The 18,632-nt window shown below is 63.6% G+C and carries 16 protein-coding genes; 5 read left to right on the top strand and 11 right to left on the bottom strand.

Annotated elements, in window-relative coordinates:
• Positions 1 to 6: 6 nt before the first annotated feature.
• The 11 genes from lpxD to rpsB all read right to left on the bottom strand — a co-directional run bounded on the left by lpxD (position 7) and on the right by rpsB (position 11,870).
• A complete protein-coding gene (gene lpxD, locus QD208_RS04380) occupies positions 7 to 1,044 on the bottom strand; it encodes a UDP-3-O-(3-hydroxymyristoyl)glucosamine N-acyltransferase (RefSeq protein WP_043333012.1) in 1,038 nt (345 codons plus the stop codon).
• A gap of 92 nt (positions 1,045 to 1,136) precedes the next feature.
• Positions 1,137 to 1,649 carry an OmpH family outer membrane protein gene (locus QD208_RS04375; protein WP_279835881.1) on the bottom strand — a complete coding sequence of 171 codons (513 nt, stop codon included), beginning with the start codon at positions 1,647 to 1,649 and terminating at the stop codon, positions 1,137 to 1,139.
• Positions 1,650 to 1,794: 145 nt separating this feature from the next.
• Positions 1,795 to 4,131 carry an outer membrane protein assembly factor BamA gene (bamA, locus tag QD208_RS04370; RefSeq protein ID WP_192839168.1) on the bottom strand — a complete coding sequence of 779 codons (2,337 nt, stop codon included), beginning with the start codon at positions 4,129 to 4,131 and terminating at the stop codon, positions 1,795 to 1,797.
• Between the two features lie 245 nt (positions 4,132 to 4,376).
• A complete protein-coding gene (gene rseP, locus QD208_RS04365) occupies positions 4,377 to 5,732 on the bottom strand; it encodes a sigma E protease regulator RseP (RefSeq protein ID WP_279835879.1) in 1,356 nt (451 codons plus the stop codon).
• Positions 5,733 to 5,820: 88 nt separating this feature from the next.
• Positions 5,821 to 7,074 (bottom strand): 1-deoxy-D-xylulose-5-phosphate reductoisomerase, encoded by a 1,254-nt coding sequence (gene ispC, locus QD208_RS04360; RefSeq protein ID WP_279835878.1) that lies wholly within the window; start codon positions 7,072 to 7,074, stop codon positions 5,821 to 5,823.
• Positions 7,071 to 7,874: a phosphatidate cytidylyltransferase gene (locus QD208_RS04355; RefSeq protein WP_279835877.1), complete on the bottom strand. Its 804-nt coding sequence runs from the start codon at positions 7,872 to 7,874 to the stop codon at positions 7,071 to 7,073. The genes ispC and QD208_RS04355 overlap by 4 nt, the downstream gene beginning before the upstream one ends.
• Complete coding sequence (uppS, locus tag QD208_RS04350; RefSeq protein ID WP_043333020.1) at positions 7,874 to 8,617, bottom strand: polyprenyl diphosphate synthase; 744 nt, start codon at positions 8,615 to 8,617, stop codon at positions 7,874 to 7,876. Before uppS ends, QD208_RS04355 begins: the two co-directional genes overlap by 1 nt.
• Before the next feature lie 54 nt (positions 8,618 to 8,671).
• Complete coding sequence (gene frr / locus QD208_RS04345) at positions 8,672 to 9,229, bottom strand: ribosome recycling factor (protein ID WP_043333023.1); 558 nt, start codon at positions 9,227 to 9,229, stop codon at positions 8,672 to 8,674.
• Between the two features lie 4 nt (positions 9,230 to 9,233).
• Positions 9,234 to 9,971, bottom strand: coding sequence for a UMP kinase (pyrH, locus tag QD208_RS04340; RefSeq protein ID WP_225347344.1), 738 nt, complete (start codon positions 9,969 to 9,971; stop codon positions 9,234 to 9,236).
• 116 nt (positions 9,972 to 10,087) lie between these two features.
• Positions 10,088 to 10,957, bottom strand: a complete 870-nt coding sequence (gene tsf, locus QD208_RS04335; RefSeq protein ID WP_043333025.1) for a translation elongation factor Ts — start codon at positions 10,955 to 10,957, stop codon at positions 10,088 to 10,090.
• 178 nt (positions 10,958 to 11,135) lie between these two features.
• Complete coding sequence (gene rpsB, locus QD208_RS04330; RefSeq protein WP_043333027.1) at positions 11,136 to 11,870, bottom strand: 30S ribosomal protein S2; 735 nt, start codon at positions 11,868 to 11,870, stop codon at positions 11,136 to 11,138.
• 315 nt (positions 11,871 to 12,185) lie between these two features.
• Here rpsB and map point away from each other — a divergent pair, with 315 nt between their 5' ends.
• The 5 genes from map to dapD all read left to right on the top strand — a co-directional run bounded on the left by map (position 12,186) and on the right by dapD (position 18,586).
• Entirely contained in the window at positions 12,186 to 12,977 is a 792-nt protein-coding gene (gene map / locus QD208_RS04325; RefSeq protein ID WP_043333030.1) for a type I methionyl aminopeptidase, read from the top strand.
• A gap of 5 nt (positions 12,978 to 12,982) precedes the next feature.
• The gene (locus QD208_RS04320) at positions 12,983 to 15,694 is read left to right on the top strand and encodes a [protein-PII] uridylyltransferase (RefSeq protein WP_279835875.1); all 2,712 of its coding nucleotides are present in this window, start codon (positions 12,983 to 12,985) and stop codon (positions 15,692 to 15,694) included.
• A 185-nt stretch (positions 15,695 to 15,879) separates the two neighbouring features.
• Positions 15,880 to 17,079 (top strand): succinyldiaminopimelate transaminase, encoded by a 1,200-nt coding sequence (dapC, locus tag QD208_RS04315; RefSeq protein WP_279835874.1) that lies wholly within the window; start codon positions 15,880 to 15,882, stop codon positions 17,077 to 17,079.
• 84 nt (positions 17,080 to 17,163) lie between these two features.
• Positions 17,164 to 17,520 (top strand): ArsC family reductase, encoded by a 357-nt coding sequence (locus QD208_RS04310; RefSeq protein ID WP_279835872.1) that lies wholly within the window; start codon positions 17,164 to 17,166, stop codon positions 17,518 to 17,520.
• Between the two features lie 40 nt (positions 17,521 to 17,560).
• Positions 17,561 to 18,586 carry a 2,3,4,5-tetrahydropyridine-2,6-dicarboxylate N-succinyltransferase gene (gene dapD, locus QD208_RS04305; protein ID WP_279835870.1) on the top strand — a complete coding sequence of 342 codons (1,026 nt, stop codon included), beginning with the start codon at positions 17,561 to 17,563 and terminating at the stop codon, positions 18,584 to 18,586.
• Positions 18,587 to 18,632: the final 46 nt, after the last annotated feature.

Here is an 18,632-nt window from a genome sequence, read left to right as displayed (position 1 = left end):
GCAGTACTACTTGTCCTTCAAACTCTTCTCGACCTGATTCAAGCGTCGCGCCAACTGATCCAACTGCTTGAAACGTACGGCATTTCTGCGCCACAGGCCGTTATCCATCGCACCAGTGCCGGAGGAATAGACGCCCGGCTTGGTGATGGAGTTGGTCACCAGACTCATGCCGGTCACCTGCACGCCATCGGCGATCTCCAGGTGCCCCGCCAGCCCCACGCCACCGCCCATCAGACAGTAGCGACCGACCTTGGTGGAGCCGGCGATGCCGACACAGCCCGCCAGCGCCGAGTGGTCACCGATCTGCACGTTGTGCGCGATCTGGACCTGGGAGTCGATCTTGACGTCATTGCCGATGATGGTGTCACCGAGCGCACCACGATCGATGCTGGTGCAGCTGCCGACTTCGACATCATCGCCGATCAGCACGCCACCGAGCTGGGCGATCTTGTGCCAGCCCTTGCCATCGTGGGCAAAGCCGAAGCCATCGGCACCGATCACGCAGCTGCTGTGGAGTACCGCGCGCGCCCCGATCACCACGCCATGATAGAGCGTGACATTGGGGTGCAGCAGACAGCCCTCGCCCAACACGCTGTCAGCCCCGATCACGCAACCCGCGTGAATGCGCGTGTTGTCGCCGATGCTGACGCCCGGACCGATCACGACCTGCGGGCCGACCTCGACATTGGCCCCCAGGGTTGCGGTCTCGTCGATGACGGCACTGGCGTGCACGCTCGCCTGAGGCTCGACCGCCAGCGGATCGAACAGACGCGACAGCTCAGCGTAGGCCAGATACGGATTGTCCAGCACGAGGGCATTGCCCTTGCACTCTTCAAGATGGCTTTCATGCAGCAGCACGGCAGTCGCGGCGGTTTCCCCGAGATACTTGAGGTAGGCGCGATTGGCGAGGAAGGCGATATCGCCGGGCTCAGCATCGACCAGCGTCGACAGGCCGGTGACCCGGACAGCCGGGTCACCGACGAGACGAGCGCCCAGCCGCTGAGCCAGATCCTCGAGAGTGTAAGAGAATTGTCGCTTTTTCATTCTGTCTCTGGGCGCTGAGCGCCTCTGGCTCGCATTCGCGTTGGCATGCTCGGATGCAACACATCCCGCACGCTTGCGCGCGCGGGATGTACTCAGTTGAGCGAGTTGAACACCTGAGTCACTTCATTGGTCAGGTCCATACCGTCCTTGCTGTAGACCGTCGCATTGCGGTCGACCAGCAGCTCGATGCCATGCTTGTCGACGACCTGCTGGATGGCCTTGTCGAGCTTCGGCTTGGACTGCTTGAGGAAGGCCTGCTCCGCCTGTTGCTGCTGCTGCTGGACCTGGCCACGCAGCTGCTGGAACTGGCCGCCCTTCTGGCGCAGCTGCTGCTGCACGGACTGACGCTCGGAATCGGACATCACGGCGCCGTCCTTCTGCAGCTTGGCCTGCAGGGATTCCAGTTCCTTGGCGAGTGCCTTGGCCTGGTCCTGCTTGCCGGCCAGCTGATTCTTGAGCTGGTTCATGGAAATCTTGGCCGAGTCGGAACTCAACAGCGCCTGGCGCCAGTCGAGGACCGCGACTTCGGTGGCCTGTGCCAGCATCGGAGTCGCCATGGCGGCAAGGCCACCAGCCAGACACAGGGCGCGGGTCAATTTACGCATCACACAAACTCCTTGTAGGCCTGTTGTTCAGTCACTGATGACTCAGCGACCGACGGTGCGAGGACCGGCGACGGAACAGGGACAGCGCCGCCGGTGGTCGTGACGAAGGCCGCACCGGCTCAAGCGGGTACGGCCTCGTACGGCCTTAGAAGGTCTGGCCCAGCGAGAACTGGAAGATTTCGGTGTCATCGTCGTCATCGTCACCGATCGGCTGGGCGACACTGAAGGTCAGCGGGCCTACCGGCGTGATCCACGACAGGCCGATACCGGCACTGTAATTCAGCTCGCCCAGGTCGACACCGCTCTCACAGCTGCTGGTGTCACTGGAGCTCACGTCGTAGCACGACGTCAGATAGGTGTTACCGGCATCGACGAAGAACGACGGCTGCACCGAGCGCTTGTCCTTGATGAAGGGCATCGGGAAGATCAGGTCCACCCCACCTTCGATCAGGATGTTGCCGCCGATGGTATCGTCGTCACCATCGTTCTGCTCAGTGGTGGACTGCCCCAGGGTATTGGAGCTGTAGCCACGCACGCTGCCCAGACCACCGGCATAGAAGTTCTTGAAGAACGGATAGGTATCGCCGGAGAACGAGTTGGCATAGCCCAGCTCGGTACGGAACTTGAGTGACCAGTCCTGACTCAGCTCGAAGTACTTGGATCCCTTGTAGCGGAGCTTGTAGTAATCCGCATCGGAGCCCGGCACCGCCACTTCCAGCGACAGCAGCTGAGAGCTGCCCGCCGTGGGCAGGATGCCACGATTGAGGTTGTTGCGAGACCAGCTGGCCGTCAGCTTGTAGAGATTGAAGTCTTCGCCTTCATCCTCGATGAACTGCGTGACCTCCGCCGGGCTGTCGTCGAAGTCCTTGACGCGCACGAACTCGTAACCGCCGCCGAAGTTCAGACGTGACAGCTCGTTGATCGGGTAACCGAAGTTGATCCCGCCACCGAAGCTGTCGGTCGCGTAGCTGGCGACGTCGTCATCATCGTCGTAATCCACCTTGCGGTAGAACATGTTGTAGCCGCGCGAGATGCCATCCAGCGTCCAGTACGGGTCGGTATAGCCGAAGCTGACGTTGGTGTAGTCATCCGACTTCTGGGCGTTGATGTTGACTTCGTTACCGGTGCCCAGGAAGTTCTTCTGCGACAGGCCCACCCCGTAGATGACACCGTCACCCTGGGAGAAACCGACCGACGCCGAGATCGAGCCTGACGGCTGCTCCTCGACGTTGTAGTTGACGTCCAGCTGGTCCGGCTCGCCGGCGACAGGACGCGTGTCGACATCGACCTGCTTGAAGAAGCCGAGACGCTCAAGCTTCTGCTTGGACTGCTTGATCTTGTCGGTGGAGGCCGGTGCACCTTCCAGCTGGGTCATCTCACGACGCAGCACTTCGTCTGCAGTGGTGGTGTTGCCCTTGAAGTTGATGCGACGCACGTAGGCGCGCTTGCCGGGGTCGACCGCGAAGGTCAGATCGACGGTGTCGCTCTCTTCGTTGACCTCCGGCACCGCGTTGACCTTGGCGAAGGCGAAGCCGTCGGCACCCAGTGCCTGGCGCAGCGCCTCGCTGGAAGCGGTCACATCACGCTGGGAATAGAGGGCATCCGGGGCGAGCTTGACCAGATCGCGGGCGCGCTCTTCCTTCATCTTCAGGTCACCGGCAAAGCCGATATTGCCGATCTTGTACGGCTTGCCTTCATCGACGTTGATGGTGACGAAGATCTCGGACTTGTCCGGCGAGATGGACACCTGGGTCGAGCGCACCTGGAAGTTGACGTAACCGCGATCGAGATACCAGGACTTGAGGGTCTCGATATCGCCGGTCAGCTTCTCGCGCGAGTATTCATCATCGGAGAACCAGCCGAAGAACCAGCTCGGCTTGTCTTCCAGCTCCAGCTGTTCGCGCAGGGTCTCGTCATCGAAGGCATCGTTGCCGACGATGTTGATCTGATGAATCTTGGCGATCGCGCCTTCCTTGACGTCGATGTTGACCTGTACGCGGTTGCGCTCGAGTTCCTCGACAGAGGTCTCGATACGCGCGCTGTAGCGGCCCTGAGCCTGGTAGACACGCTCGAGCTCACGCTGCATCTCTTCCAGCGTGGAGCGCTGCAGAACCTGACCCTCGGCCAGCCCTGCTTCCTTGAGGCCCTTGCGCAGGTCTTCGTCGGGAATCTGCGAGTTGCCGTCAATCTCGATCTTGGAGATCGTCGGACGCTCGACCACATCGATGATCAGGACATCGCCATCACGCTTGAGGCGGATGTCGTCGAACAGGCCCGTGTCGAACAGCTGACGCGCAGCCGACGACAGGTCCTCTTCTTCCACATTCTGATCCGCGGAGACGGGGAAGGCGTTGAAGACGGTGCCCGCAGACACGCGCTGGAGGCCCTCTACCCGGATGTCCGAAATTTTAAAAGATGCGGCCAAGGCGCCCTGACTGGCCCCGAGCAGCGCAGCTGCCAATCCAATGGTCTTGAGTTTCATGCAGTCGCTTCGCTTCTCTGGATTCCGCCCGCTTGGGTGAACAGGCACCTTATACACAACCCCCTGCAACTGACAAGACAGCTACGAGTGAGGATCGGCAATCGGGGCCGAAGTCGTGTGGGCATGATGACGGGAGTTGATCGCATTGACCAGCCCGTGCAATGAATTGACCCCCATGGGCATCGACAGTTCAGATTCGGTTCATCCTGCGGGAGCCATCACGTGCTGATGGCTCCCCGAATCCGTCACCAAAGACGCATGAGATCGAAGTAGATGGCCATCAGCATGAGGGAACCGACCAGCGCCATGCCGATCTTCAGCCCCGCATTCTGGACCTCTTGCGAAAGTGGTTTGCCGCGCACGGCTTCCACCAGATAGAACAGCAGGTGCCCGCCATCCAGCACCGGAATCGGCAGCAGGTTGAGGACACCCAGGCTGATGGAGAGATAGGCCATGAAGCCGAGGAAGGCCTCGAGGCCGGAGCGCGCCGTGTCGCCGGCGATACGCGCGATGGTGATCGGACCAGACAGGTTGGACGGTGCGATCAGACCAACCAGCATCTTGCGGATCGAATCCAGCGTCAGCACCGTCATCTCGCCGGTCTTGCCGACGGCCTGTCCGACGGCCGCCAGCGGTCCGAAGCTGAGCTCGCGCTGATACTGCTCGGGCCAGCTGACGTTCTCGACACCGGCGCCGACCTGCCCCACCACACGCCCGTCATCGAGCGAATTGCTGGCGGGTGTCAGTGACAGCGTCTCTTCCTTGCCATCACGCGCCACCAGCACCGACAGCGTCTCACCCGGCGCACCGCGCACGCGCTCGACGAAATCGATCCAGTCGACCACCAGGGTGCCATCGATGCTGACGATGCGGTCACCGGCCTGCAGGCCTGCCGCCTGAGCGGCGCCACCGTCCAGCACACGCCCCAGCACCGCCGGCAGCTGAGGACGCCAGGCCGTGATGCCCAGCGTCACCAGCGGACGCGGCGGATCCTGATCGACCAGGAAGCGTGTCACGTCGAGGGACTGCTCGTGCGTGGCGCTGGCACCCTCGGCACGCGTGGTGAGCGTCAGGCTGTCATCGCCAATCGCACCGATCAAGCGCAGGTTGACCTCATCCCACGAGGGAGTGGCCTGACCATTGATGGCGACGATCTCGGTCTTCGGCGCAAGGCCGGCGCGGCCAGCCGGCGAGTCCGGCGCCACGGCACCGACCATCGGCACCACCGTGGTGGTACCGGCGACGAACAGCGCCCAGTAGGCGACGATGGCCAGCAGGAAGTTGGCCAGCGGGCCCGCCGAGACGACGGCGATACGCTTCCACACCGACTTGGTATTGAAGGCCAGATGACGCTCGGTCGGATCGACCGGCCCCTCGCGCTCATCCAGCATCTTGACGTAGCCACCCAGCGGGATGGCGGCGATCCCGTACTCGGTGCCGTGGCGATCGGTCCACGACCAGAAGGGTTTGCCGAAGCCGATGGAGAAGCGCAGCACCTTGATGCCGCAACGACGCGCGACCCAGAAATGACCGTACTCATGGATGGTGATCAACACCCCCAACACGACGATCACGGCAAGAATATTCTGGATCACACCCATCACGCGCTCCTGGAGATTGGTGCCCGAGATGGGCAGCCTGCCTTGCCACGCTCACGAAGAAAGTGACAAGACAGTGCAAGATAGGATTTCAGGGCCCGGCGAGGGCCAACTCGGCGGCAGCCAGCTCACGCGCCGCCGCGTCTTCGGCGAGAATCACCTCGAGGCCATCCACCGCCAGTGGCGGACGCGCCTGCATGACGGCCTGCACCACTGCCGGGATTCGATCGAAGGCCAGGCGACCCTCGAGGAAGGCGGCCACGGCCACCTCGTTGGCGGCATTCATCACCGCAGGCCAGGTGCCGCCTGCCGCGATGGCCTCGCGCGCCAGCCGCAGACACGGGAAGCGCGTCTCGTCGGCGGCACGGAAATCGAGACGCGCGACCTGAAACAGGTCCAGCGGCTCGACGCCGGCATCGATACGCTCCGGCCACGCCAGCGCATAGGCGATCGGCGTACGCATGTCCGGATTGCCCATCTGGGCCAGCACCGAGCCATCACTGTAGGCCGCCATCGAGTGAATCACGCTCTGGGGATGCACGACCACCTGAATGTCGTCCGGCCCGCAGGCGAACAGCCAGCAGGCCTCAATCAGCTCCAGGCCCTTGTTCATCAGGGTGGCGCTATCGACGGAAATCTTGCGCCCCATCGACCAGTTGGGATGCGCGCAGGCCTCGTCCGGCGTCACCGTCGCCAGCCGCTCGGCAGGCCATTCGGCATCATCGCGGAACGGGCCGCCGGAGGCGGTCAGCAATAGCTTCTCGACGCCGATCGGCGCCAGGCCATCACGATGCTGGGCCGGCAGGCACTGGAAGATGGCGTTGTGCTCGGAATCGATCGGCAGCAGGGTCGCCCCGTGCTGCTTCACCGCATCCATGAACAGCTGCCCGGCACACACCAGCGCTTCCTTGTTGGCCAGCAGCACGCGCTTGCCAGCCCGCACCGCCGCCAGTGTCGGCAACAGGCCAGCCGCACCGACGATGGCGGCCATCACGCTATCGACTTCAGGCGCCTCGCTGATGTCGACCAGTGCCTGCTCACCATGGCGCACCTCGATGGGCGTGCCCTGATAGCTCTCGACGCCCTTGAGCGCCTCACTGAGCCACGCAGCCGCCTCGCACGAGGCGATCACCGCCACCTGCGGGCGATGCGTCAGGCACAGCTCCAGCAGCGCCTCGTGACGCGTGGCAGCGCTGAGCGCATGCACCCGATAACGCTCGGGATGGCGCGCGATCACATCCAGGGTGCTGGACCCGATGGAGCCGGTCGCACCGAGAATGGTGATGCGCTGCAGCGCAGGCGCCTCATGAGGAATCTCGTGGTTCACGTTCACATTCGTGCTCACGCACCACCTCCCAGCACCCACGGCAACAGCAGGGCAAACAGCGGCACCGCCGCGGTCAGGCTGTCGATGCGGTCCATCACGCCACCATGACCGGGCAGCAGATGGCTTGAGTCCTTCACCTGACGCTGGCGCTTGAACATGCTCTCGAGCAGGTCACCCAGCACCGAGACGGCCGTCACGCCCAGCGTGACCAGCAGCAGCGGCAGCCAGTCGGCCAGCCCCGCCAGCGCATAGCCGGTCGCCAGCAGGCCGGTGGCCACCAGACCACCGTAGACGCCCTCCCAGGACTTGCCCGGGCTGACGCGCGGCGCCAGCTTGCGCTTGCCGAAGCGCTTGCCGGAGAAGTAGGCACCGATATCCGCCGCCCACACCATCAGCAGCACATACAGCAGCCACTCACCGCCACTGGCCTTGAGCTGCACGAAGCCGAACCAGGTCGGCAGCAGTGCCAGCACGCCGACGCCCAGCCGCACGCCGGTCGCCTGCCATTCCTGACTGGCGGCCGGATAGCGCATTACCCAGCGCAGATTGACCAGCCATGCCAGTGCCGCCAGATACAGCGGCCAACGCGCAAGAGCGCCATCGAACTGCCAGACCAGCAGCATCAGCACGCTGAGCACCAGCGGGAACAGCAGACGCGCCATGCCGGCACGCACGCCAGACAGGTTGGACCACTCCCAGGCGGCCAGCGCGACGACAGCCCCGGTGAAGGTGGCGAAGGCGGCACCGTCGAGGCCGAACAGCCCCCACAGCGCCAGCGGCGCGAGAATGAGCGCGGTGATGATTCGTTGTCTGAGCACTAGAGCCCCTCGGCGTCGAGTTGTTCGCTGGTCATGCCATAACGACGCTGACGCAGGGCGTAGGCGCTGAGCGCTTCATCGAAGGCCGCCGCATCGAAATCAGGCCACAGTACGGGCGAGAAATAGAACTCGGCATAGGCCAGCTGCCAGATCAGGAAGTTGGAGATGCGCTGCTCACCGCTGGTGCGGATACACAGATCCACCTCCGGCAGTTCGCTCAGGCACACTTCCGCCCCGAGACGTGACTCGTCGATGTCCGCTGCCTTGAGCTCGCCGCGCTCGACCTGCTCCGCCAGACGGCGGGCGGCCTCGGCGATATCCCAACGGCCGCCATAATTGGCGCAGATCACCACGTGCATGCCGCGATTGCCGCGCGTCATGTCTTCGGCGCTCTGGATATGCTTTTGAATCGAATTGGAAAAACGGCTGCGCTCGCCGATGACCGAGAGTCGGATATCGTGGCGATGAAGCTTCTTGACCTCGCGCTTGAGCGCCAGCAGAAACAGCTCCATCAGCGCACTGACTTCATTGGCCGGGCGCTTCCAGTTCTCACTGGAGAAGGCAAACAGGGTCAGCACTTCCACGCCCTGCTCGGCAGCGCGACGGATGGTACTGCGGACGGTTTCGGCACCGGCGCGATGGCCGCGTATGCCAGCCCAGCCGCGGGACTTCGCCCAGCGGTTGTTGCCGTCCATGATGATCGCCACATGGCGTGGCGTGGAGGGGGAATTCGGTGACGTCATGGGGTCTCGCTACGAGCACCGGATGCCGCCGGCAAACGCCGGCGGCAGACCCGATCAGACCTGCATCAGGTCGGTTTCCTTGTGCTCCAGAGCACTGTCGACTTCCGCCACATACTTGTCGGTCAGCTTCTGGATCTCGTCTTCTCCGCGACGTGCATCGTCTTCGGAGATGTCCTTGTCCTTGAGAAGGCTCTTGATGTCGCCATTGGCGTCACGACGCACATTGCGGAGCGCCACGCGGGCGTTTTCCGCTTCTGCACGCGCCTGCTTGGTGTAACCGCGACGCGTCTCTTCCGTCAGCATCGGCATCGGGACGCGAATCACGTCACCGGCGGTGGACGGGTTGAGACCCAGGTCAGAAGTCATGATGGCCTTCTCGACCTTCGGCACCATGGGCTTTTCCCACGGCACGACAGTCAGGGTGCGCGCATCTTCGGTGGTGATGTTGGCCACCTGATTCAGCGGTACCTGGCTACCATAGTAATCGACCGTCACGGCATCCAGGATGCTGGGATGCGCACGCCCCGTACGGATCTTGCCGAAGGCGGCACCGAGGGACTCGATGGTCTTCTTCATGCGTGATTCGGCGTCTTTCTTGATGTCGTTGATCACAGTCTTACCCTCTATCAATCAGCGTGCCTTCCTTGCCACCCACCACCAGGTTGAGCAGCGCGCCTGCCTTGTTCATGTTGAACACCCGCACCGGCATGTCATGGTCACGTACCAGGCAGATGGCGGTCAAATCCATCACGCCAAGCTTCTGGTCCAGCGCATCATCGTAGCTGAGGCTGTCGTACTTCACGGCATCCGGGAACTTGACCGGGTCCTTGTCGTAGACACCATCCACCTTGGTTGCCTTGATGACGGCATCCGCGTCGATCTCGATACCGCGCAGACAGGCAGCGGAATCGGTAGTGAAGAACGGGTTGCCGGTACCGGCGGAGAAGATGACCACATCGCCAGACGTCAGATAACGGATGGCGGTACGGCGATCATAATGTTCTACCACGCCACTCATCGGGATGGCAGACATCACGCGTGAACGGATGTTGGAGCGTTCCAGCGCATCACGCAGCGCCAGACCATTCATCACGGTCGCCAGCATGCCCATATGGTCACCGGTCACACGCTCCATGCCGACTTCCTGCAGGGCTGCGCCACGGAACAGGTTGCCGCCACCGATGACGATGCCGACCTGGACGCCGATGCCCACCAGCTGACCGATTTCCAGCGCCATGCGATCCAGCACCTTGGGGTCGATGCCGAAATCGCCATCGCCCATCAGGGCCTCACCGGAAAGCTTGAGCAGTATGCGCTTGTACTTGGCATTGCGTTCAGCGGAAATGGTGGCCATGCGAATCTCTCCTGATACTGACATACGGGGAACGGGGCGGCCCGAAGGCGGGGGCCAGATACACGATGGCGTGCGACTATGCGCACGCCATCATGAGAAGCGAAAACAGTCAGCCCTTACGCGCGGCTGGCCTGCTCGCGGACTTCAGCTGCGAAGTCGACTTCTTCCTTCTCGATACCTTCACCGACTTCCATGCGTACGAAGGATACCACTTCACCACCGGCTGCCTTGACGAACTCGGCGACGGTCTGGTTCGGATCCTTGACGAACGGCTGTTCGGTCAGGCTGTTCTCAGCCAGGTACTTCTTCAGACGACCCTGGGACATCTTCTCGGCGATTTCCGCCGGCTTGCCTGCCATGTCCGGCTGAGCAAGGATGATGGCCTTTTCAGCGTCCATCTGTTCCTGCGGCATGTCGGACGGACGTGCACAGACCGGGTTGACGGCTGCGACGTGCATGGAGACGTCCTTGGCTGCTTCACCAGTACCGCCGTTCAGCAGGGTCAGCGCAGCGATGCGGCCGCCGTGGACGTAGCCACCGACGACGCCGCCAGCCGGCGCTTCGACCAGCTCGGCACGACGAACGGAGATGTTCTCACCGATCTTCTGAACCAGCTGACCACGGGTGTCTTCCAGCTCGCCTTCCATCAGGGAAGCGATGTCGGTGTTCTTGGTAGCGAACACACGATCGGCGATCAGCTGGGTGAAGGCCTTGAAATTGTCATCACGAGCGACGAAGTCGGTCTCGGAGTTGATTTCGACCATCACGCCGTAGCTGGCGTCGTCGGCGACCTTGATGACGATGGCGCCTTCAGCGGCCACGCGGCCAGCTTTCTTGGCGGCCTTCAGGCCGGAGTTCTTGCGCAGGTTCTCGATCGCCAGCTCGATGTCGCCACCGGCTTCGGTAAGAGCCTTCTTGCATTCCATCATGCCGAGCGCAGTACGCTCACGCAGTTCCTTGACCATAGATGCGCTGATAGCTGCCATGGGATGAAACCTCTGTCGTGTCGACGTCTTTGAATACGGGAATTCGGTCACGACCGCTGAACGGTCGCAAATAAGGGGGCCGTGGCCCCCTCATTGCCTGACCTGACTGCCACCTGGCTAGGCCATGCCGCACTTAGTGTAGCGCAGCGTTTGTGACAGTCAGATCAAGCCGCCAGGATCACTCTGCTGCGTCTTCTTCAGAAGCAGTTTCGACGAACTCACCGGCCAGCTCTTCTTCCTTGTTCTTGCCACAGGCGCCTGCAATTGCCTGGACATAGATCTGGATGGCGCGGATGGAGTCATCGTTACCCGGGATGACGTAGTCCACGCCGTCCGGGTTGGAGTTGGTATCGACGACGCCGATGACCGGGATGCCCAGCTTGTTGGCTTCGTTGATCGCGATGCGCTCGTGGTCAACGTCGATCACGAACATTGCGTCCGGCAGGCCGCCCATGTCCTTGATACCGCCGATGGAGCGCTCGAGCTTGTCCTGCTCACGAGTGGCCATCAGGACTTCTTTCTTGGTCAGCTTCGCGAAGGTACCGTCTTCATGCATCTGCTCGATTTCACGCAGGCGCTTGATGGACTGACGGATGGTCTTGAAGTTGGTCAGCATGCCGCCCAACCAGCGATGGTTGACGTACGGCTGGCCAGCCTTGCGAGCTTCTTCCTTGATGATCTTGCCGGCAGCGCGCTTGGTGCCCACGAACATGATCTTGTTGCCATTGGCAGCCATCTTCTCGACCACTGACACGGCTTCGTTCAGCGCCGGCAGGGTGTGCTCGAGGTTGATGATGTGGATCTTGTTGCGAGCGCCGAAGATGAACTTGGACATCTTCGGGTTCCAGTACTTGGTCTGGTGACCGAAGTGTGCGCCTGCCTTGAGCAGATCGCGCATGTTGACTTGCGCCATGTGAATATCTCCTGGATATCGGGTTGGGCCTCCACGTCCCCCATGGATCCGACCGCTTGCGCGGCACCCGGGACCATGTGACGGAACGTGTGTGGATTGGGGTTATGTACGTCAGTCCTTCAATCTCGCCTCGGCCAGGCGCCCGGAGGTGGCCGATCGAGGAGAATTTGCAGGAAAGCGCGCGGCTTTATACCATAGCTCGACCACGATATGAAGTCGCCACTGCCCGACGCGGCATGCGATGCGTCGCGCCATTCCCCCGTCACGCGCGGCCTGGCGGCGTTTCATCCCTCTTATCTCCTGCCTCGAGTCCTCATGAACATTCCCATCAAGACAGCTGAAGAAATCGACAAGATGCGCGTCGCCGGCCGTCTGGCGGCTGAAGTGCTGGAGCTGCTCGACGAGCATGTCCGTCCCGGCGTCACCACGGGCGAGCTCAACCGCATCGCGCACCACCACATCACCGAAGTTCAGGGCTGCATTCCGGCGCCGCTCAACTACCACGGCTTCCCGAAATCGATCTGCACCTCGATCAATCACGTGGTCTGTCACGGCATCCCCGATGACAACAAGAAGCTCAAGAAAGGCGACATCCTCAACATCGACATCACCGTGATCAAGGACGGCTATCACGGCGACACCTCGAAGATGTACATCGTCGGCGAGCCGAGCATCCAGGCCGAGCGTCTGTGCCGCGTCACCCAGGAATGCCTCTATAAAGGCATCGAGCTGGTACGCCCGGGCGTACGCCTGTCAGAAATCGGTCGCGCGATCCAGAAGCATGCCGAAGCGGCGGGCTACAGTGTCGTGCGTGACTTCTGCGGCCACGGTATCGGCGCCGGCTTCCATGAAGACCCGCAGGTGCTGCACTATGACGGCTACGAAGCCCGTGCCGACGCCGAGCTTCTGGAAGGCATGTGCCTGACCATCGAGCCGATGGTCAATGTCGGTGGCTACAAAGTGAAGGTCCTCAAGGACGACTGGACAGCTGTCACCAAGGACAAGAGCCTCTCGGCCCAGTGGGAGCACACCCTGCTGGTCACCGCCACCGGCGTCGAGGTACTGACACGTCGCACGGAAGAGGACCTCTCCTTCCTCGAGGGTTGATCAAGATGCTCCTGCACCACTATCACTTCGTCGAGCGTGAAGCGCTCTACGATGCCGTCACCTTCGACGGCGAGCTGGCCACGACGAAGACACCCATCCCGTTTTTCAAGCGGGCTCTGGCACAGGTACAGGAGCGTCTCGAGGCTCGCTTCAAGGCGGGCGCCGACATCCGCGACCTCATCCATGGTCGTGCCCGCGCCATCGACCGCCTGCTGGCCATCGCCTGGCAGCGCCAGACCTGGCCGGATGACGGCATCGCCCTGCTCGCCGTGGGCGGCTACGGCCGCGGCGAGCTGCACCCGCATTCCGACATCGACCTGCTGCTGTTGCTGGAGCAGGACGACGACACGCCCTATCGTGAGGCGCTGTCCGACTTCATCACCTTCCTGTGGGACATCGGTCTCGAGATCGGCCAGTCCGTGCGCTCGCTGAGTGACTGCGAGCGTGAGGCACGCGCCGATGTCACCGTGATCACCAACCTGCTGGAATCCCGTGTCATCGCCGGCCCGCAGCGGCTGCGCGAGGCCATGCGCGAACGTCTGGCCACCGACCGTCTGTGGCCGGCCGAAGCCTTCTTCGAGGCCAAGTGGCAGGAGCAGATCGCTCGCCACCACAAGTTCGCCAACACCGAATATCACCTCGAACCCAACATCAAGTCGTCGCCCGGCGGCCTGCGCGATATCCAGATGATCGGCTGGGTCGCCAAGCGTCACTTCGGGGTCGAGCGCTACGACAACCTGGTCGCGCTGGGTTTCATGAATGATGCCGAACTGCGCATTCTCAGCCAGGGCCAGGCCTTCCTGTGGCAGGTGCGCTTCGCGCTGCATATGCTGGCCGGACGCGCCGAGGACCGGCTGCTGTTCGACCACCAGCGCACCATCGCCGAGCTGTTCGGCTTCCGCGACACGCCCGAGCATCTGGCGGTCGAGCAGTTCATGAAGCGCTACTACCGCCACGTCACCGCCCTGGCGGGCCTCAACGACATGCTGCTGCAGCACTTCGACGAGGCCATCCTGCGTCATGACGAGCCGGTCAACATCGTGCCGCTCAATCCACGCTTCGAGATCCGCAGCGGCTACATCAGCCTGCGCGAGGAAGGCGTGTTCCGCCGCCGCCCCGCCGCGCTGCTGGAGCTGTTCCTGCTGATGGCGCAGCACCCGGAGATCGAGGGTGTGCGCGCCGACACCATCCGCGCGCTGCGTGATCATCGCCACCAGATCGACGACGCCTTCCGCGACGACGTGCGCCACCAGAGCCTGTTCATGGAGCTGATGCGCTGTGGCGGCAACGTGCCCCGCGTACTCAAGCGCATGGCGCGCTACGGCATCCTCGGCAAGTACCTGCCGGCCTTCGGGCGCGCCGTGGGGCTGATGCAGCACGACCTCTTCCACGTCTACACCGTCGATGCGCATACCCTGCGCCTGCTCAAGGTCGCCCAGGAATTCCGCGCCCCCGATGCCGAGGAGGAATTCCCGGTCGCCGCGACCCTGATCCGCGAGCTGCCCAAGCTGGAGCTGCTGTGGATCGCCGGGCTCTATCACGACATCGGCAAGGGCCGTGGCGGCGACCACTCCGAGATCGGTGCCGAGGAAGTCGAGGACTTCGCGCGCCGTCATGACCTCAGCCCGCGCGACACCCGCACCCTGAGCTGGCTGGTGCGCCACCACCTGCTGATGTCGATGACCGCGCAGAAGCAGGACATCGCCGACCCCGAGATCATCACGCGCTTCGCCGAGATCGTCGGCGACGAGACGCACCTCGATTATCTCTACGTGCTGACGGTGGCCGACATCAACGCCACCAACCCGTCGCTGTGGAACGGCTGGCGTGCGGCATTGCTGCGCCAGCTGCACATGGAGACGCGCCGGGCGCTGCGCCGTGGCCTCGAGCATCCGCCGGAGCGCCACGAGTGGATCACCGAGACCCGTGAGGAAGCGCTGTCCCTGCTGGCCGGCATGGGCACCACCCGCACTGACGCCGAGGCGCTGTGGGCCAGCCTCGGCGACGACTACTTCGTGCGCTATGCGCCCAGCGAGGTGGCCTGGCACACCCAGGGCATCCTCGCGCGCCAGGCGGCACCGCAGCTCGACGAGCATGGCGAGCCGCTGCCGCTGGTACTGACCAGCGCGCCCACCGAGGAGATGACCGAAGGCGGCACCAAGGTCTTCATCCACACTCGCTCGGTGGACAACCTGTTCGCGGCCACCGCCGCGGCGCTGGAGCAGCTGGGGCTCTCGATCCACGATGCACGCATCGCCACCTCCAGTCACAACTGGACGCTCAACACCTTCATCCTGCTCGACGATGACGGTGAGCCGATCCGCGACGCCGCGCGCCTGGCCGATATCCGCACCCATCTGGTCGAAGAGCTGGATGACCCGGATGACTACTCGGTGATCGTCAATCGCCACACGCCGCGCCAGCTCAAGCATTTCCGCATCGCGCCGCGCATCACGCTGAGTCAGGACTACACCAACGGCCGCAGCGTGCTGGAAGTGATCGCCTCGGACCGCCCGGGCCTGCTGGCGCGCATCGGCCGCGTGTTCATGGAGCACGAGATCGCCATCGATGCCGCCAAGATCGCCACCCTCGGCGAGCGCGTCGAGGATATCTTCTTCATCACCGACCGCGCCGGCGAGCCCATCACCGACCCCGAGCGCCAGACACGTCTGCGTGACGCCCTCACCGAAGTCCTCGAGGTCGGCGAGCGCGGCTGAGACGCGCGACGGCACGTGACGAGAGTACAGAGGGAAAGCGCCGGCCGGCACCCCGCGATTGAGGGGACCGGCCGGCTTCCCTATAATCGCGAGTCGACCTGCATGGCAGTCCGGTGACTCGCGGACGCCTTCCTCCCTGCTCGGCCGGCAGCCTGGCTGCCACGGCCATCACCCATGGAACGTGCATGAACCCGGATCTCGACCAGCTCAAGCCCTACCCGTTTGAAACCCTGGCCAAGCTGCGCGAGGGCGTCGTGCCCAATCCCGCCCTGGACCCGATTGCACTGACCATCGGCGAGCCGCGTCACGCGCCGCCCGAGTTCGTGCTCGACACCCTGCGCGAGCACATCATGGGCGTGGCCAAGTACCCCGCCACCGGCGGTCTGGGGGAATTGCGCCAGGCGATCGCCGACTGGCTCGCGAAGCGCTTCTCGCTCAACGCCACGCCGGATATCGACCAGCAGGTCCTGCCGGTCACCGGCACCCGCGAGGCACTGTTCGCCTTCATCCAGGCCTCGCTGGACAGCACGCGTCCGGCGCGCGTACTGGTGCCGAACCCCTTCTATCAGATCTACGAAGGCGCGACGCTGCTGGCCGGCGGTGAGGTCACCTACCTGCCCTGCCCCGCCGAGAATGGCTTCCGCCCCGACTACGCGGCGGTGCCGGCCGAGGTGTGGCGTGATACCCAGATCGTCTTCATCTGCTCGCCGGGGAATCCCACCGGCGCCGTGACACCGCTGGAGGACTTCCAGCAGCTGATTCGCCTCGCCGACGAGCACGACTTCCTGATCGCCTCCGATGAGTGCTACTCGGAGCTCTATCTCGACGAGTCCACGCCGCCGCCGGGACTGCTGCAGGCCTGTGCCGCCATGGGCCGCGATGACTACGCGCGCTGTGTGGTCTTCCACTCGCTGTCCAAGCGCTCCAACCTGCCGGGCCTGCGCTCCGGCTTCGTGGCCGGCGATGGCGAGGTGATCCGTCGCTTCCGTCACTACCGCACCTATCACGGCTGCGCGATGCCGCTGCATCACCAGCACGCCTCCATCGCCGCCTGGAATGATGAAGCCCACGTGCTGGCCAATCGCGATGCCTACCGCGAGAAGTTTGCCGCCGTAACCGAAATCCTCGCACCGGTGATGGACTTCCCGACCCCGGAAGCCAGCTTCTACCTGTATCCCGCCGTGCCCGGCGGTGACGACGCCGCCTTCACCCGCGAACTGCTGCGCGAAGAGGCGGTCGGCGTGCTGCCGGCAAGCTACATGGCGCGCGAGGTGGACGGCGTGAATCCGGGTGCCGGACGCATTCGTCTGGCGCTGGTGGCCGAACTGGAACAGACCGTCGAAGCCGCCCAGCGCCTGCGTCGCTTCGTTGAACGCCTGCGCTGAGCGCCAGGCCTGCACGGGCTGACAGCAGCCCAACACTGGATGACAGCCTCGCCCGGCGGGGCGGATTGGCTCAAGGAGACCGCCATGCACGTGCTCTACGGCATCAAGACCTGTGATACCTGCCGCAAGGCGCGCCGCGCCCTCGACGACCGTGGCGTGCCCTATCGCTGGCATGACCTGCGTGAGGATGGCCTCTCCGCCAGCCTGCTGGAATCCTGGCTGGAGCAGACCGCCTGGAGCAGCCTGCTCAACAAGCGCAGCACCAGCTGGCGCAACCTGAGCGATGAACAGCGTGACAGCCTCGATGCCAATTCGGCACGCGCATTGATGCTGGAGCACCCGACCCTGATCAAGCGTCCCATTCTCGAGCGTCATCCCACCGACAATGAGATGGATCTGGTGATCGGCTATGACAAGGCGGTCTACGAACCGCAGGACTGAGTTACCCCTTACACCACTGGACACCCCGGAGATTGACACGATGTTGAGCCTTGCCCTCGGAATCGGCACCCAGAACACCACCGGCGACTGGCTGGAAGTCTACTATCCTGCCCCGCTGTTCAAGCCGACCGCTGCCGTTGCTGACGCCGCTCGCAAGGCACTGGACGCACCGGCTGGCACCACCGCCACCAGCTTCCTGCCGGAACACTGCGCCGCCCTGGCCAGCGCCCTGCGCGACGCCGGTGACAGCGCCCAGGCCGAACTGGCCGAGAGCCTGGCCGCCAGCCAGCGCCCGCTGGTCGCCATGTTCATCGAGGAAGACGACGCCCCGCAGAGCGTGCCGGAGGTCTACCTCAAGCTGCACCTGCTGTCTCACCGCATGGTGCGTCCGCACGGCATCGACCTGACCGGCATGTTCGGTCTGCTCAAGAATGTCGCCTGGACCAGCGAAGGCGCCATCGACATCGAGGAGCTGCCGGCGCGTCGCCTCAAGGCCCGCCTGGAAGGTCGCACCCTGTCCGTGGACTGCGTCGACAAGTTCCCGAAGATGACCGACTACGTGGTGCCGACCGGCATTCGTATCGCCGACACCGCGCGTGTGCGCCTGGGCGCCTACCTGGGCGAAGGCACCACCGTGATGCACGAAGGCTTCTGCAACTTCAATGCCGGTACCGAAGGCCCGGGCATGATCGAAGGCCGCATCTCTGCGGGCGTCTTCGTCGGCAAGGGCTCTGATCTGGGCGGCGGTTGCTCCACCATGGGCACCCTGTCCGGTGGCGGCAACATCGTCATCAAGGTCGGCGAAGGCTGCCTGATCGGCGCCAATGCCGGTATCGGCATCCCGCTGGGCGATCGCTGCACCGTGGAAGCTGGCCTCTACATCACCGCCGGCACCAAGGTCATGGTCTTCGACAACGAAGGCCAGGAAGTCGAGACGGTCGCGGCCCGTGAGCTGGCGAGCCAGGACGACCTGCTGCTGCGTCGCAACTCCGTCACCGGCCGTGTCGAGTGCCGCACCAACAAGAGCGCCATCGCGCTCAACGATGCCCTGCACGCCCACAACTGAGGCGTGTGACGACGGCCTGTCAGGGGCTGCACCTCTGGCAGGCCGT

The sequence above is a fragment of the Cobetia sp. 29-18-1 genome (assembly GCF_029846405.1).
Classification (GTDB): Bacteria; Pseudomonadota; Gammaproteobacteria; order Pseudomonadales; family Halomonadaceae; genus Cobetia; species Cobetia amphilecti.
Note: the sequence above shows the minus strand (reverse complement) of the source record. Positions and strands in the feature narration are given on the sequence as shown.

Coding starts and splice junctions, on each gene's coding strand:
- dapD (WP_279835870.1), top strand. CDS start 17,561: ATGTTGAGCCTTGCCCTCGGAATCGGCACCCAGAACACCACCGGCGAC.
- dapC (WP_279835874.1), top strand. CDS start 15,880: ATGAACCCGGATCTCGACCAGCTCAAGCCCTACCCGTTTGAAACCCTG.
- QD208_RS04320 (WP_279835875.1), top strand. CDS start 12,983: ATGCTCCTGCACCACTATCACTTCGTCGAGCGTGAAGCGCTCTACGAT.
- rpsB (WP_043333027.1), bottom strand. CDS start 11,870: ATGGCGCAAGTCAACATGCGCGATCTGCTCAAGGCAGGCGCACACTTC.
- QD208_RS04375 (WP_279835881.1), bottom strand. CDS start 1,649: ATGCGTAAATTGACCCGCGCCCTGTGTCTGGCTGGTGGCCTTGCCGCC.
- uppS (WP_043333020.1), bottom strand. CDS start 8,617: ATGACGTCACCGAATTCCCCCTCCACGCCACGCCATGTGGCGATCATC.
- pyrH (WP_225347344.1), bottom strand. CDS start 9,971: ATGGCCACCATTTCCGCTGAACGCAATGCCAAGTACAAGCGCATACTG.
- QD208_RS04310 (WP_279835872.1), top strand. CDS start 17,164: ATGCACGTGCTCTACGGCATCAAGACCTGTGATACCTGCCGCAAGGCG.
- rseP (WP_279835879.1), bottom strand. CDS start 5,732: ATGGGTGTGATCCAGAATATTCTTGCCGTGATCGTCGTGTTGGGGGTG.
- bamA (WP_192839168.1), bottom strand. CDS start 4,131: ATGAAACTCAAGACCATTGGATTGGCAGCTGCGCTGCTCGGGGCCAGT.
- map (WP_043333030.1), top strand. CDS start 12,186: ATGAACATTCCCATCAAGACAGCTGAAGAAATCGACAAGATGCGCGTC.
- tsf (WP_043333025.1), bottom strand. CDS start 10,957: ATGGCAGCTATCAGCGCATCTATGGTCAAGGAACTGCGTGAGCGTACT.
- lpxD (WP_043333012.1), bottom strand. CDS start 1,044: ATGAAAAAGCGACAATTCTCTTACACTCTCGAGGATCTGGCTCAGCGG.